At 72.8% G+C, this 14,562-nt stretch carries 11 protein-coding genes; 6 read left to right on the forward strand and 5 right to left on the reverse strand.

Features of this window, described 5'->3' with window-relative positions; genetic code table 11:
• The first annotated feature begins 25 nt into the window (after positions 1–25).
• The 3 genes from WMF11_RS04600 (at position 26) to WMF11_RS04610 (ending at position 3,292) form a co-directional block, all read left to right on the forward strand.
• On the forward strand, positions 26–1,450 hold the full coding sequence (locus tag WMF11_RS04600) for a serine/threonine protein kinase (RefSeq protein WP_437976567.1): 1,425 nt from the start codon (positions 26–28) through the stop codon (positions 1,448–1,450).
• Positions 1,451–1,486: 36 nt separating this feature from the next.
• Positions 1,487–2,662 carry a serine/threonine-protein kinase gene (locus tag WMF11_RS04605; protein ID WP_437976568.1) on the forward strand — a complete coding sequence of 392 codons (1,176 nt, stop codon included), beginning with the start codon at positions 1,487–1,489 and terminating at the stop codon, positions 2,660–2,662.
• Between the two features lie 120 nt (positions 2,663–2,782).
• Complete coding sequence (locus WMF11_RS04610) at positions 2,783–3,292, forward strand: hypothetical protein (protein WP_437907178.1); 510 nt, start codon at positions 2,783–2,785, stop codon at positions 3,290–3,292.
• Between the two features lie 271 nt (positions 3,293–3,563).
• Here WMF11_RS04610 and WMF11_RS04615 read toward each other — a convergent pair whose 3' ends face one another.
• The gene (locus WMF11_RS04615; RefSeq protein ID WP_437549698.1) at positions 3,564–3,785 is read right to left on the reverse strand and encodes a DUF465 domain-containing protein; all 222 of its coding nucleotides are present in this window, start codon (positions 3,783–3,785) and stop codon (positions 3,564–3,566) included.
• A gap of 339 nt (positions 3,786–4,124) precedes the next feature.
• Between WMF11_RS04615 and WMF11_RS04620 the strand changes: the two genes are divergently transcribed.
• Positions 4,125–5,297, forward strand: coding sequence for a tetratricopeptide repeat protein (locus tag WMF11_RS04620; protein WP_437976569.1), 1,173 nt, complete (start codon positions 4,125–4,127; stop codon positions 5,295–5,297).
• Between the two features lie 36 nt (positions 5,298–5,333).
• Here WMF11_RS04620 and WMF11_RS04625 read toward each other — a convergent pair whose 3' ends face one another.
• On the reverse strand, positions 5,334–6,470 hold the full coding sequence (locus tag WMF11_RS04625) for a vWA domain-containing protein (RefSeq protein ID WP_437907180.1): 1,137 nt from the start codon (positions 6,468–6,470) through the stop codon (positions 5,334–5,336).
• A 634-nt stretch (positions 6,471–7,104) separates the two neighbouring features.
• Between WMF11_RS04625 and WMF11_RS04630 the strand changes: the two genes are divergently transcribed.
• A complete protein-coding gene (locus WMF11_RS04630; RefSeq protein ID WP_437549701.1) occupies positions 7,105–8,457 on the forward strand; it encodes a hypothetical protein in 1,353 nt (450 codons plus the stop codon).
• Between the two features lie 82 nt (positions 8,458–8,539).
• On the opposite strand, the gene tmk is transcribed toward WMF11_RS04630, so the two are convergent.
• On the reverse strand, positions 8,540–9,238 hold the full coding sequence (tmk, locus tag WMF11_RS04635; RefSeq protein ID WP_437549702.1) for a dTMP kinase: 699 nt from the start codon (positions 9,236–9,238) through the stop codon (positions 8,540–8,542).
• Positions 9,239–10,129 (reverse strand): pantoate--beta-alanine ligase, encoded by an 891-nt coding sequence (gene panC / locus WMF11_RS04640; protein WP_437976570.1) that lies wholly within the window; start codon positions 10,127–10,129, stop codon positions 9,239–9,241.
• Between the two features lie 193 nt (positions 10,130–10,322).
• On the opposite strand from panC, the gene ppk1 reads away from it, so the two are divergent.
• Positions 10,323–12,536 (forward strand): polyphosphate kinase 1, encoded by a 2,214-nt coding sequence (gene ppk1, locus WMF11_RS04645; RefSeq protein ID WP_437549704.1) that lies wholly within the window; start codon positions 10,323–10,325, stop codon positions 12,534–12,536.
• Between the two features lie 76 nt (positions 12,537–12,612).
• Here ppk1 and WMF11_RS04650 read toward each other — a convergent pair whose 3' ends face one another.
• Complete coding sequence (locus tag WMF11_RS04650) at positions 12,613–13,395, reverse strand: hypothetical protein (RefSeq protein WP_437976571.1); 783 nt, start codon at positions 13,393–13,395, stop codon at positions 12,613–12,615.
• Positions 13,396–14,562: the final 1,167 nt, after the last annotated feature.

A 14,562-nucleotide genomic window follows, 5' to 3' on the forward strand; every position in this document is an offset into this window, starting at 1 on the left:
CGACCGCGAACCGCTGCGTCCGGCCGTGAACCACGGTACGCTGCCGCTCGTGTCGGACGATCTCCAGGGCTCCCTCCCGGCCGGCAAGATCATCGCCGGGCGCTTCCGGATCGAGCGCCTCATCGGCCGCGGCGGGATGGGCGAGGTGTACGCGGCCAGGAACGTCGGCACCGGGCGCGACGTCGCGCTCAAGATGATCCGCGGCGCCGCCGACGCCGCGCAGACACGGCGCTTCCTCCGCGAGGCCAAGGCGGCGACCGCGATCCAGCACCCGAACGTGATCGAGGTGCTCGACGTCTTCGAGGAGGACCACACGCCCGTGATGGTCATGGAGCTGCTCCGCGGCGAGCCGCTCTCCGGGCTGCGCAAGCGCAGGGGCGCCCTGCAGCTCTACGAGGCGGCGCGCCTCCTCGTGCCGGTCGCCTCTGCGCTCCGCGCCGCGCACGAGAAGGGGATCGTGCACCGCGACCTCAAGCCGGACAACATCTTCCTCTCGGAGCCGCAGGCCGGCGGGTGCGTGCCCAAGGTGCTGGACTTCGGGATCGCCAAGGTGCTCGACCCGACCTCCATCAGCTCGGAGACGCAGGGAGGCAACACGAGCACCGGCTCGATCCTCGGGACGCCTCATTACATGTCGTTCGAGCAGGCGATGAGCGAGAAGGACATCGATCATCGCGCCGACATCTGGGCGATGGGCGTCATCCTCTTCGAGGCGCTCACCGGCCGGAGGCCGCTCGAGTTCGAGAACCTCGGCGAGATGTACACGGCGTTCCTGCAGCGCGAGGTGCCGTCGATCCGCTCGGCCGTGCCCGACCTGCCCGCGGACGTCGCCGGGGTGCTCGACCGCTGCCTGCAAAAGCGGCGTGAGGATCGGCTCGACGATCTGGGGCCGCTCGTCGAGGTCCTCGGTCGCTACACCGATCCCACGTCGGCGGGCGCGCTCGCGGGAGGCAAGGTCGTCGGCGCGCTCGCGCCGCTCGCCGCGTCCCCGAGCTCGGGAGCCGTCGGGGCGCCTCCGGCCCTCGCGGCCCCCGGCGGGCGCACGAGATCGCTGAAGAGGGCGTTCGCGTTCGCGGCGCTCCTCGCGGTGGCCTTCGTGGCGGCGCTCGCTGCGCTCCGCCCCCCGCCGCTGAACGGGCCTGCCGCTCCGGTCCCCGCCTCGGCGGAAGCGGCGGTGGAGCCGCCGCCCGCGGCGGCCGCGGTGCCGCCAGCATCCATGCCGAGCTCGCCCGCTCCGCCCCCTCCCGCTCGGGACGCGCCTGCGGTCGCGGGCGTCGCGCCGTCCGCTGCGTCGTCGTCCAGGCGGCCCTCACCGAGCGCGCTCTCTGGCACGCTGAAGGCGCCGGCGACATCGACGACATCGACGACGCCGACGACATCGGCGACCCCGCCGCCGCCGTCGGCGCCGACGATGCAAGCGCGGGGGATCGTCGATCAACTCCCGTACTGACGGCGAGCGCGCCCCGCGTTACCCTGCTCCCGCGCCATGGAAGGTCAACGTATCGCCGGGAAGTACCGCCTTGCCCGGCTCCTCGGCAGGGGCGGAATGGGCTCGGTGTGGCTGGCAGAGCACCTGTCGCTGCGCACGCCGGTGGCCATCAAGCTCATCGACGTCGAGACCGCGAAGAACGCGACCGCCCGGGCGCGCTTCGACCGTGAGGCGCAGATCGCGGCGCGGATCCGCAGCGCCCATGTGGTCAAGGTGCTCGACCATGGCCTCACCGACGATGGATTACCGTACATCGCGATGGAGTGTCTGGCGGGCGAGAGCCTGCGCGATCGCCTCTCCGCGCGCCGGCGCCTGACGCCGGCGGAGACGGCGACGATCGTCTCTCACGTCTGCCGCGCCCTCTCGCGCGCCCACGAGGTCGGGCTCGTCCATCGCGACATCAAGCCGGAGAACCTCTTTATCGCGCGCGAGGATGATGGGGAGATCGTCAAGATCCTCGACTTCGGCGTGGCGAAGGTGACAGACGCGCTCGCCATCACCGGCATGGATCCCACGCGCACGGGGGCGCTCCTCGGGACGCCCTACTACATGAGCCCGGAGCAGGCGAAAGGCCTGAAGAGCGTCGATCACCGGTCCGATCTCTGGTCCCTGGGCGTCGTGGTCTACGAGTGTCTCACGGGGGAACGTCCTTTCACCGCCCCGGCGCTCGGGCCGCTCATCGCCAAGATCCTGGGCACGCCCCCGCCCGCGCTGTCCGCGGCGGCGCCGGACGCTGGCATCCCGGTGGAGATCGAGGCCTGGATGCGGAAGGCGCTCGCCGTCGAGCCGGACGCGCGCTTCGCCTCGGCCCGGGAGCTCTCCGAGGCGTTCATGGTGGCGTCGGGCGTCGCCGACTCGATGGATCGCGGCTCCTCCGCGGGCCTCCCGGAGGGCAAGCCGCCCTCGGCCGTGCGCCCCCCCGCCGGGATGTGGGAGACGGGCGACACGGTGGCCTTGCCCTCGAGCGCCGGGCAGGCGCCGGTCGCCGCTGCGCCGCAGCCCCCGGCTGCACCGCAGCCCCCGGTCGCCCCCCTGTCGCCGGCGACGGGGCCGGGCGCGGTCGCGGCCGCGCGCCCTGTTGCGCCCGCGCGCGGCCTCGTCTGGGCGGTCGTCCTGCTGGCGATCGCGCTGCTCGCGGTGAGCGGCGTGCTCGCCGCGACGCTCCTGCGCTGACAGCGATCCGCCGGATGCCGAGCGCCGCGCGGCGCGCGTCAGCGGCCGGCGCGGCGCGTGGTGTGTGGCGCGCTGCCTTCGTGCTTGATCGCCCGGCGACACGGGGGATACCCTGCGCGCATGCGCCGCCTGGTCCCGTGCGTCCTTCTTCTCTCGTCCTTCGCCCTTGCGTCGGGTTGCGCGACCTACACGCAGGATCTCGATCGCGCCCGCAGCCACTACGAGGCGAACCGGTTCGAGCAGGCGCTGGCGCTGTTCCGGGTGCTCGAGCACGATCAGGACTCGTTCTCGGTCCCGGAGCGGGCGCAGTACGCCTACCTCCGGGGCATGACGGACTACCGGCTGGCCGAGCTCGCGCCGCAGGGCACCGGCGTCGCCGATCCGCGCAAGGGCTACCGCGACAACGCGCGCCACTGGCTCGGGCTCGCCGCGGCGACCGAGAAGCTGGCCCCCGGCGGCATCACCAGCGAGCAGAAGAACCGCCTGACCGAGACGCTCGCGGACCTCAACCGCGACGTGTACGGCGGCGCCGAGGCGCTGCCCGAGGGGGGCGCCGCGCCGGCGTCCGACGCTCCCGCGTCGCCCGAGGAGCCGCCGTCGGAGTCGGAGCCGTCGGCGCCCACGCTCTGACCGCCGCGCGCTGACGTCCCCGCTCGTCGCGCCTCGCGGGCATCGACTCGGGTGCGAGCATCGCATTGCGTGCGCGCGTCCCCGCCGGCACGTCCGCCGTGGCGATCGGGTGCGCGCGCGTCCCAGCAGCGCGCGCAGATCCGTGCGACGCGCGCAGCGTGCGAGCGGCCCATTGCGTGGGCGCGCGCGGTGTCTGGAATGGAACGGAAAGGGGCGGGGGGTGCGCCGTGTGTGGCGCAGGCAGGATCGACGGTCGGCGAGGGGTCGCTCGCTACGACAACCGCCGGCGCAGGGATTCGATCTCGTCCTTCGCGGCGAGCTTACGTTTCTTGAGCTGGGCAGCTTCCATTCTCTCCCCCGGTGTCAGGAACGCCCGTCGACCCAGCTGCCTGAGGCGAGAGTCGAGCTCGCGATGACGCGCTTCCGCCATGCTCAGCCGCTGCTCCGTGCCGATTCCAGTCACCGCGCGAGGAGAGATGATCTGATGCTTCATGTGCCCACCTCCAAGGCCCCACAACGGGGCCGTGATGCCTTCGAGGGCCCACAACAGAAGCCCTCGTTCTGATCGTCGCTGGAGAGGAGAACGCCGCCGACCGAGCTACACGCCGAGACAGCGGCCTGATGAACGAATGCGAGATTACCGCAACATGGCGGATCCATGCAGGCTTTTTGTCGGGCGAGGCCATTCTGCAATTTCACAGAGCAGCCGTTTGTAGTCAGGGATTGCCCTACGGCGTACAGCGATCCACCGGTGTCCCGGACGGCCGGGCCGGACGCTCCGTCCATGCACGTTGCGGAACAACCTCGAGCGTGAGGCTATTCTTCCCCGGCAATGTCGACTTCCTGCGCCACCTCGGTCGCCCTTCTGGCCCTTGCGGTCGTCCTGGGCGGATGCACTTCGGAGGCCAACGTGCCGGCGCCGGCGCGATCGCCGCAGCCGGCCTCGGCACGCGCGCCGGTCGAGCTCGCGCCGGTCGTCGTGTCGCCTTACTCGGACGCCGAGCTCGCGGCGGAGTTCGAGCGGGCGCGCGCGCTGCTCCTGGCCGACAAGGCGCGTGAGGCGGCGCCCCTGTTCGAGCGGCTCGCCCGCCTCTCGCCGGGCGGCGAGGTCGCGCCCCCGAGCCTGTTCAACGCCGGGCTCGCGCACGAGGCGCTCGGCGACCGCGCGCTCGCGGCCGAGCGCTACCGCGAGGTCGCGCAGCGCTTCCCGGACCACGCGGTCGCGCGCGGCGCGCTCTTCCGGCTCGCGCGCGCGGCGGCCGCCCTCGAGCGGTGGCCCGAGCTCGTCGAGGTGTCGCGCCGCCTGCTCCGCCTCGCCGATCTGAGCGTGCTGGAGGCGATCGAGGCGCGCGGCGCGCTCGCGCTCGGCCTGGTCGAGCAGGATCTCGTGGAGGAGGCGGCGCGTCAGGTCGCGCTCGCGCGCGATCTCATCGAGGAGCACCGGCTGGGCGAGTCCGGCAAGCCGCCGATCGAGCTCGCGCAGGTGAGCTTCGCGCTCGGCGAGGTGCGGCGGCGCCGGAGCGAGGCGATCACCTTCGTGCCGGTGCCGGCGAGCTTCGCCGAGGCGCTCGAGCGCCGCTGCCAGGGGCTGCTCGACGCGCAGAGCGCCTACACCGAGGCCATGCGCAGCCTCGACGCCCACTGGTCGGCGATGGCGGGTTACCGCATCGGGCAGCTCTACAAGGAGCTCCACCGCGACGTGATGCTGGTCCCGCCGCCGCGGAGCGCCGACACCCCGAGGGAGAGGCAGCTGTTCGAGGGGGCGATGCGCCTGCGCTACCGCGTGCTCCTGGAGAAGGGGCAGAAGATGCTCGCCGGCACCGTGCGCCTCGGCGACCGCACCGGGGAGTCGTCGGCGTGGGTCCTCCGCGCCCGCGACGCGCAGCGCGAGATAGAGCTCGCGCTCGCCGACGAGCAGGCGGCCCTGGCGAGGCTCCCCTTCACCGAGGCCGAGCTCCTCGCGGCGCTCGACGCCCTGAAGACGGCGGCGCCGAAGCGGCCGTGAGCCCCGCGCGGGCGGCGGGGGAGGGGCCCGCGCGGCTCAGTTCAGCGTCGGCGCGCACCCGAAGAGCACGTCGAGCTCCGCGCGCACCTCGTGTTGCACCGTCGTGCAGGACGCGGGGCAGAGGATGATCTTCTTCGGGATCACATCGTCGTCGTAGTACCACCCCGGCCCCGTGCCGCAGTCCGCCGCGTCGTCCGCCTTCGGGACCTCCAGCGGGCTCGCGCCCTCGGGCGCGAACCTGACCGCGACCCGGCTCGTGTCGAGGACCGCGCCCGCGGGCGGCGCGGGGATGAGGAGCTCACACGGGAGCGCCGACGCGCGGATCTCGGCCATCTTCGCCGAGAACGCCGTGATGTCGGCCGTGACGTCGAACGCGCGGGTCGTCCCGCCGGCGGCGGCGATCTGGTCCAGGTTGGTGAGCGTCGAGCCTTGCACCGCGACGACGTAGGTCTGGACGCCGTTGTAGCGGAGGGCCCTCTGCGCCATCTCCGCGGTGCTCGCGACGGTGTTTCCGGAGCAGCCCGAGGGATCGCCGTCGGTCGCGAGCACCACGATCACCTTGTGGGAAGGGTTCGCGTCCTTGTAGGCGGTCGCGTTCGTGAGCACCCCCTGGAGCGCCGGGCGCATGGGCGTCCCGCCGCCCGGCGAGGTGCTCTGGATGGAGGCGGTGAGCTCCGGCGTGTTCACCGGCAGCTCGCCGATGGCGACCGCGAGCTCGTCGTAGCTCGTGTGGTTGCAGTCGCTCTGCCCATTGCTGCTCCGCGGGAAGTAGGTCAGCCCCACGTTCATCCCGGCCGAGGCGGCGTCGGTCACGAACGCCGAGAGCGCGTTCGTGACGCCGACCCATTTCGAGCCGAGCATGCTGCCGGATCGGTCGAGCAGGATGAGCATATCGAGCGGCAGGAGCGTGGCCTCCGCGCTCGCCTGGGCGCAGGAGGACCCCTCCCCGAGGCCGCCCTCGCCGGCGCCGCCGAGCCCACCCCCCTCGCCGAGCGACGTGTCTCCGCTCGCGCTGCTCACGCCGAACGAGCCGCCGCCTCCGCTCGCGGCGTCATCCGGCCGGGGGATCCTCGCCGGCTTCTCGTCCTCGGTGGCCGCGCAGCCGCTCGACTGCGCCGCGATCCCGGCGGCGACGAGGAAAGGGGCAAACACGAAATGACGTCGGAAGGACATCTCTGCGCTCCTCTGAAAATGGGCGCGACGTGGCTCGCTGCCGCGGGGCTCCACGCGCGAAGTGGTCTGTCTATCGAGGGGTGGCCGAGCTCCGAGACGATCTCGTCAGTGTATGCAGTTCTCGATCGAGGCGCGATAGGGGCTCTCCGGTTTGTAAGCCCGGCTCGTGTCGTGCTGTCGTTGCTCTCTCTTCTTTCGTCGCTTGTCGCGGCTCTCGTCGCTTGTCGCAGCTCTCGTTGCTTGTCGCGGCTCTCGTCGCACTCGCGGTCTCGCGCGCGCGCCGGCGCGGCGGGGCCCGACGTCTTCGCTCGTCGCTGATCGCGCCGACCGTTCCGGGTGCTCGCGCGCCGGAACATCATGTTTCCTTGCGCAGCCGCGAAGGACGCGTAATTCCCACGAGGTGCGTCACGCTTGCTGGAAAGAGGCGAACATGACTAGGTGGATTCCATGGGTACTTTCCGCTGTCGCCCTGACGGATCTCGGCTGTTCGACTGCGACATCCGCGGGCAGCTCGGGCCCGGCGGGGGCCGGCGGCGCCGCCGGGGCGGCTGTCTCGAGCGGCGGGGGCGGCGCAGGCGGGGACGGCGCGCCGTGCCGGATCGACTGCTCGCTCGTTCCGACCTCGCAATGTGTCATGGCCGTCTGCAACGAGGCGACGCGTGATTGCGAGCTCGTCCCCAGCGCGGGCGGGGAGCCCTGTGACGACAGGGACGCCTGCACGGTCGGCGAGGTGTGCGAGGAGGGTGTCTGTCAGGGCGGGGCCCCGGAGGACTGCGGCCTCGCGCCGGACGCCTGTCACGTGGTCACGTGCGTCGACGCGGGCGGCGCGCCTCGCTGCGGGGTGGAGCCGAGGGCGAACGGGGTCCCGTGCGCGACGGAAGACCGCTGTCTCCTCGACGCGGCGTGCCTGGACGGCGCCTGCGTCGGGACGCCGCGGGACTGCTTCTTCTTCCACATACCGGACTCCTGTCATGTTGGTGCGTGCGACCCGGCCACCGGTGCGTGCGAGGCGGTTCCGGGGAACGAGGGGGCGCCGTGCGCGGACTCCGGCGATCTCTGCATGGTCGGCAAGACCTGCCAGAGCGGCCGTTGCGAGGGGGGCGTCCCGAAGGACTGCAGCGCGCTGAGCGTCGGGTGCAACGATGGCGCCTGTGATCCGGGCTCTGGCAATTGCTATGCTGAGCCGATCGGACCGGGCGGCGCCTGCCTCTCTGGGACCGACGAGTGCAATCGTGGCGTCTGTGACGAGAGCGGCGCCTGTATTTCCATCCCCACCCCGGGGGAGTCGTGCCTCTCGCAGGCGGTCGGTTGCACGCGCGGCGTCTGCAGCGAGGCCGGGGTGTGCACGGCGCGCCCGGTTCCCGACGGCGGGGTCTGCGTCGACAGCGACTCGTGCACCGTGGGGGAGTCCTGCCTGGCTGGCGTCTGTCAGGGCGGCGCCTCCGCGGCGGCGCCGGTGGTCTATTTCCGGGATACGTTCGAGAGCGACGGGGCCGGGTGGGAGCTCGGTCCGACCTGGCAGATCGGCGCGGCGAAGGCCTCAACCGGGCAGACCTACGGGCACGCCGATCCGGCGCTCGATCACACGGCGACGTCGGACAACGGGGTGGCCGGCGTGGTCATCGGAGGGAACGCGCCCCTCGGGGTCCACCCGTACTTCTACCTGACGAGCCCGGTCGTCAACGCCGATGTCGCGGGCGGCGTGTACCTGACGTTCTGGCGCCTCCTGAACAGCGATGAGACGCCTCACATGACGAACCGTGTCGAGGTCTACGACGGCGTCCGCTGGAAGGTGCTCTTCGAGTCGGGGGCGTACCCGGGTGTCCGCGACTCGGCCTGGACGAAGGTCGTCCATGATCTGACGCCCTACAAGAACGCCGGCCTGCGCGTCCGCTTCGGCTACGAGATCGGGCGGGAAGCCTTCGTCGATACCGTGTCGAGCTGGAACGTCGACGATGTGGAGATCGCGAACGCGGCTTGCCCGTAGAGCCCGCGACGGGGGCGCGGGGAGGCTCAGGGACCTTGCGCCCTCGGCAGCTCGACTCCGATGTTCGAGCGGAGGCTCTGGCTCACCGCTCCACGACGGCCGAGAGCGCCGCCGTGATCGCCCGGGCGACCTCGTCGACCGCCCCATCCCCGTCGATATGGATGACCCTGTCCCCCGGGACGAGCTCCTCCGCCCGGCGGTATGCCTCTGCGAGCCGCGCCTGCAGCTCGGTCTTCTCGAACAGCTCCTCCGCCCCCCCGCGGCCGCGGCGGCGCTTCTCGGCGATCTCGGGCGCCACGTCGATCACCACGGTGACGTCGGGCCTCAGGGCGTGGCGGTTGAGCTCACGGATCCATTCGACGATCGCCCCGGAGCCCGCCCCGTCCTCGCCCGCCGTCGTGGACTGGTAGGCCAGGCTCGACAGGTCGTAGCGATCCGAGATCACGACGTACCCGTCGCGGAGGAGCGGCTCGACCTCGGCGCCGAGGTGATCGAGGCGATCGGCCGAGAAGAGGAGCGCCATGATCTCCGCCTGGCGGGCGCCGGGGAGCGAGATGCGGTGGGTCAGGACCTGCCGGAGCAGCGCGCCCACCGGCCCGGCGCTCGGCTCTCGGGTGACGTGCACCATGCGCCGCGCCGCCCTGAGGTGCGCCGCGTAGCGCTCGGCCTGCGTGCTCGTGCCGGCGCCGTCGATGCCCTCGAACACCACGAAGACGCCACGGCCGGCCTCCCCCGCCGGGCGCGACGCGGGGCTCTCTTGCCCACCTCTCGTCTTCGGCATCTAGCTCGCCTCCTCGCTCGACTCCGCGACGGGGGGCGCGTCCTCCCCGAGCACGACGTTGTCGATGAGCCGCGTCGTCCCGACGCGGACGGCGACCGCCAGCAGCGCCCGATCGCCGATCGCCGCGGAGCCGCTCCAGATCGCCAGGGACTCGGGATCGGCGAGGTCCACGTAATCGACGCTCGTCGCGGCGGCCGCGAGGCGCGCGCGCGCGGGCTCGAGGAGCGCCGCGGCGCGCCGCTCGCCGCGGGCGAAGGCGCGGCACGCGCCGGCGAGGGCGAGCGGGATGGCGCGCGCCGCGCTCCGCTGCTCGGGCGAGAGGTAGGCGTTCCGCGACGACATGGCGAGGCCGTCCGGCTCGCGCACCGTCGTGGCCCCGACGATCTCGACGGGAAGGAACAGGTCGGCGACGAGCCGCCGGATGACCTGGAGCTGCTGGTAGTCCTTCCGGCCGAAGACGGCGACGCACGGGCCAGCGAGCGAGAGCAGCTTCGTCACCACGGTGGCGACGCCCTCGAAGTGCGCGGGCCGATGGACGCCGCAGAGCGGGCCCGCGGTCGCGCCGACGCGCACGCGCGTCTCGTCGCCGGGCGGGTACATCGCCGCGACGTCCGGCGCGAACACGCCGTCGGCGCCGGCCTCCGCGCAGGCGGCGAGGTCTCGCTCGAGCGTCCGCGGGTAGCGCGCCAGGTCTTCCCCCGCGCCGAACTGGGTCGGGTTGACGAAGAGGGTCACGGCCACGAAGTCCGACCTCCGCCGCGCCTCCGTGATCAAGGCGAGGTGGCCTGCGTGGAGCGCGCCCATCGTCGGGACGAGGCCGACGCGGCTCCCTCCCGCACGAGCCCGGTCGCACGCCACCCTGAGGTCGCCAGGATGTCGCCAAAACTCCATAGTTGAACCCTATCAGACGTACGGCAAAATCGGAGCTTCGATCATGGTTGACCCGCCGTCCACCCCAGATAGCGCCCTCGCTCCCGACTCAGAAGACGACGTGGATTCAGCTCGGGTCGCCGGGCCTGCGCCGCGCCCGAGCGGCCCCTCCAGCGCGCGGTCCGGGGGGAGCTCCGCTCCGTCCAGCGGCCCGGTGTCGATATCGGCCGCCCCGGGGGCGATCCCGATCGAGGGGGACCCGGCGCACTACCTGAACCGCGAGCTCTCGTGGCTCGAGTTCAACGCGCGGGTGCTGGCGGAGGCCAGGTCGCACGAGGTGCCGCTGTTCGAGCGCCTCAAGTTCCTGAGCATCTTCTTCTCCAACCTCGACGAGTTCTTCATGGTGCGCGTCGCCGGCCTCCAGGCGCAGACGCAGCGCACGATCGCCGAGGTCCCGCCGGACGGGCTCACGCCCCACGAGCAGCTCGTGGCGATCAGCGCGCGGGTCCACGCGCTCGTCGATGACGCCTACCAGCTGTGGCACTCGGATCTGATCCCGGCGCTCCAGCGCGCCGGCATCGTGATCGTCCGGCCCGATGAGCTCGACGCGACCGAGCTCGGCGCGCTCGACGAGCGGTTCCGCACGGACATCTTCCCGATCCTCACGCCGATCGCGATCGACCCGGGGCACCCGTTCCCGCACCTGCGCAACAAGATGATCAACCTCGGGATCATGTTCTCCCGGGAGCATGAAGCGCAGGAGCCCGGCTTCGCGGTCATCCAGGTGCCGCCGGGGCTGAGCCGGCTGATGCGGGTCCGCGTCGAGGGCGCGACGCGCGCGTTCGTCCTGCTCGAGGACGTGATCGCCCGGCACGTGAAGGATTTCTTCCCCTCGGGCAGGCTGCGCGGCACGTACCCCTTCCGCGTCACCCGGAACTGGGACCTCGAGATCGACGAGGAGGAAGGCGAGGATCTGCTCGAGACGATCCAGGCCGAGCTCCGCCGGCGCGATCGCGGCAACGCCGTGCGCCTGGAGATCGGCTTCGGCGAGGGCGCCGGCACCTCGGTCCAGCGGCTCTGCCGCGCGCTCAAGGTCGACGCGTCGCACGCCGTCTACCGGGTGCCTGGGCCGCTCCACATCGCCGACCTCATGGGCATCGTCGCGGACGACGAGCGCCGCGAGTACCGGGACGAGCCGTTCGCGCCGCAGGTCCCGCCGCTCTTCCGGGACGTCGAGGACGTCTTCGCCGTCATCCGGGAGCAGGACGTGCTCCTGCACCACCCCTACGAGTCGTTCGATCCGGTCGCGGAGTTCGTCTCCCGCGCCGCCGACGACCCGAACGTGCTCGCGATCAAGCAGACGCTCTACCGGACCGGCGGCGACTCGCCGATCCTGAAGGCGCTCGCGCGCGCGGCCGAGAGCGGCAAGCAGGTGACGGCGATCGTCGAGCTGAAGGCGCGGTTCGACGAGGCGAGCAACATCCAGTGGGCGAGGACGCTCGAGCAGAGCGGCGTGCAGGTGATCTACGGCCTGCTCGGGCTGAAGACGCACGCGAAGGCGCTGCTCGTGGTGCGGCGCGAGAAGGACAAGCTGCGCCGCTACGTGCACCTGTCGACGGGCAACTACAACCCGCAGACCGCGCGGCTCTACACCGACATCGGCCTGTTCACGGCGAACCGGGAGATCGGCGAGGACATGACGTCGCTCTTCAACCTGCTGACCGGCTACAGCGCGCCGCCCAAGTGGAACCGCCTCCTCGTGGCGCCGCTCGGCCTGCACGAGGCGGTGCTGGGCCTCATCGCGCGCGAGGAGGCCCACGCGCGGGCCGGGCGCAAGGCGGAGATCGTGGCGCAGATGAACGCGCTCGTGGACGTCGACGTCATCGACGCGCTCTACTCGGCGTCGCAGGCCGGGGTCGACATCAAGCTCGCCGTGCGCGGCATCTGCTGCCTCCGGCCGGGGATCCCGGGCCTGTCGGAGCGGATCCAGGTGCGCGCGATCATCGATCGTTTCCTCGAGCACAAGCGCCTGTTCCGGTTCGCGAACGGCGGCAGCGAGGAGATCTACATGTCGAGCGCCGACTGGATGCCGCGCAACTTCCATCGCCGCGTCGAGCTGATGATCCCGATCATCGAGCCCGCCACCCGCGCGCGCGTCGAGGACATGCTGAACACCGTGATGTCCGACACGGCGAAGACCTGGGAGCTCGCGAGCGACGGCAGCTACCACAAGCTCCAGCAGCCCGCCGGCGCCCCCCAGCTGCGGTCGCAGCACCGCTTCATCGAGCTCGCGCGCGAGCGGGTGAAGCTCGGCGATCCGCTGGCGCGCGGCGGCGGGCGCTTCCACATCCTCCGCATGCCCGCGGCCACGGACGACGGCGGGCCGCGCCACCGCAAGGGCGCCAAGAAGAAGAAGGGTCTGCCCTGAGCGACGACGCGCAGGAGCGGTAGAGGCCCCCGCGACCCCGCGCGCGGGGAGGGGAGGATCGGGCGAGGGGAGCCCTTCAGAACTGCGTCTGCAGCGCGGCGGAGCCGGGGCCGAGCGAGAGCGTGGTCTGGGCCGACGCCTTGGGCGTCGCGTCGCTGACCGGCACCTTCTTCCCACCCATGACCCAGAGCGGGATGCCCACGGCGATCATGATGCCGCCCGCCACGGAGACGAGCGCGCCGGCGAGCTGGCGGCGCCCGTCGGAGCGCGTCTCGCAGATGCCCGTGAAGCCACCGAAATCGCAGTAGATCTCGTATCGGTTGCTCGCCGACGCGAGCAGGCCCGTCCCGGTGAAGAACGCGATCGTGCCGCCGGCGGTGAGCGCGATGCCGCCCAGCATGAGGCCCGGGCTCTTCCGGCGCAGGGGAACCGGGGGCGGAGCAGGCGGGATCTCCGCCGGGGCCACCGGGTAGCCCGGCGGGAGCGGAGGGTAGGCGCCGCCGTACGGAGCGTAGCCGCCCGGGGGACCAGGCGGCGGATAGCCCGGCGAGGCCCCTGGCGGAGCCCGCGGGGCCTCCTGCGGCGACGCCGGGTAGGGGACCGCCGGGTACGGCGGCGCGGAGGCAGCGGGCGGCGCGGAGGCAGCGGGCGGCGCGGAGGCAGCGGGCGGCGCGGAGGCAGTGGGCAGCGCGGAGGCAGCCGGCGGCGCGGGTTGCGGCGCCGGCTGCGCGCCCGCCGTCGCCGCGGCGAGGAGGCCGGACAGCGCGACGCCGAGCGGCAGGGCGAGCGCCCGCGCGCGGGAGCGCGGCGAGCGGCCCGGCGTTCGAGCGGCGTCGGGCGAAGCATTCAAGCGAAGCATCTCGGGCGTCCTTTCATCACGGCGGTTGCGATCACTCGTGTGGAAGCTCGGCAGGCTTTTGCGCGGGCTCCGGCGGAGGCGCCGCCTCCGCTGTCGGCGCCCCCGCTGCCGGCGTCGCCCCTGCTGCCGGCGTCGCCCCCGCTGTCGGTGTCGTCACGGGCGGGGCGGCGGCCGGCTTCGGTGCGCTGGTGCGCTTCTTCGGCGGGGCGGCTGCGGCTGCTCCTGTGGCTGCTCCTGATGGAGAAGCGCTGGCAGCTGTCCCCTTTGGTGAGGCGCCGGCTGCAGCACCCTGCGGGGTTGCAGCGCGCGCCGTCTCCGCTGCGGGCGGTTCGGCGGTGACGATCGTCGGCGGCGACGAGTCGACCGGAGGTGGAGCCGGCAGCTCGTCGGTCGCCGTCGGCGCGGCGGGGGACGCGGTGGACGGCTCCGCGGCGTGGGTCTTTGCCGGAGCCGCTCTCGCGGGCTCCGGCGCGGCGCGCTCTGGGGCGCGGGGGGACTGCGCGGCGAACACGATCACCGCGGCGAGCGCCACGAGGCCCAGGAACACCAGGAGCGCGCGATCTCGCTTTGGCTTCGTCTGTGCGCTTCCGCCGCGCGCTCGCGCGGGCTGCGCCTCGACTCCGCCTCTCCGATGGGATCGATCGCCGGCGCCGCGCGCCCGCGCAGGCTCCGCGCTGCTCGGCGCAGCGGCGCCGCGTGTGCGCGCGCCGCGCGGGTCGTCGCCGCTTCGGCTCGCCGTCGGATCGACGCGCGCTACCGAGGGGCCTCGCGCTGTCGCGCTGCCGCCCTGATCGCCGCGCGACGAGGGCCCCGTGTCCACCTCGGACGCCGGCCTCGACGCAGCGCTGCTCTGCGGCGCCTTGCGCCGGCTTTCTTTACGCTGGGCGCGTGAAAGCTTCTTCGCCACGCAGCGACCGTACCGAACAGCAGGCGGGCCGCCAAGGGCCCGCGGCGCGTGCCGGCGTCCGACTCGTGCGGCGCGCGCAGGCTCCCGCGCGTCCCGGGAGCCGCGGTCGCACGCCGAGCGCCCCGTCGAACGAGACGCGCACGGACGGCCCCCGCCGCGCGCCGCGCCCACGAGCCCTTCGCGCGGGGCCGGGACGCGCAGAACACGGCCTCCGCAGGCGCGGCGGGACCGACGCGCCCGACACGAACGATGCCGCGCCT

This window comes from Sorangium sp. So ce295, assembly GCF_051527405.1.
In the GTDB taxonomy this organism is placed as follows: Bacteria; Myxococcota_A; Polyangia; order Polyangiales; family Polyangiaceae; genus Sorangium; species Sorangium cellulosum_B.

Excerpts from the sequence above, each read along its gene's own strand:
- WMF11_RS04605 (WP_437976568.1), top strand. The coding sequence starts at position 1,487 with ATGGAAGGTCAACGTATCGCCGGGAAGTACCGCCTTGCCCGGCTCCTC.
- WMF11_RS04610 (WP_437907178.1), top strand. The coding sequence starts at position 2,783 with ATGCGCCGCCTGGTCCCGTGCGTCCTTCTTCTCTCGTCCTTCGCCCTT.
- WMF11_RS04615 (WP_437549698.1), bottom strand. The coding sequence starts at position 3,785 with ATGAAGCATCAGATCATCTCTCCTCGCGCGGTGACTGGAATCGGCACG.
- WMF11_RS04620 (WP_437976569.1), top strand. The coding sequence starts at position 4,125 with ATGTCGACTTCCTGCGCCACCTCGGTCGCCCTTCTGGCCCTTGCGGTC.
- WMF11_RS04625 (WP_437907180.1), bottom strand. The coding sequence starts at position 6,470 with ATGTCCTTCCGACGTCATTTCGTGTTTGCCCCTTTCCTCGTCGCCGCC.
- WMF11_RS04630 (WP_437549701.1), top strand. The coding sequence starts at position 7,105 with ATGGCCGTCTGCAACGAGGCGACGCGTGATTGCGAGCTCGTCCCCAGC.
- tmk (WP_437549702.1), bottom strand. The coding sequence starts at position 9,238 with ATGCCGAAGACGAGAGGTGGGCAAGAGAGCCCCGCGTCGCGCCCGGCG.
- panC (WP_437976570.1), bottom strand. The coding sequence starts at position 10,129 with ATGGAGTTTTGGCGACATCCTGGCGACCTCAGGGTGGCGTGCGACCGG.
- WMF11_RS04650 (WP_437976571.1), bottom strand. The coding sequence starts at position 13,395 with ATGCTTCGCTTGAATGCTTCGCCCGACGCCGCTCGAACGCCGGGCCGC.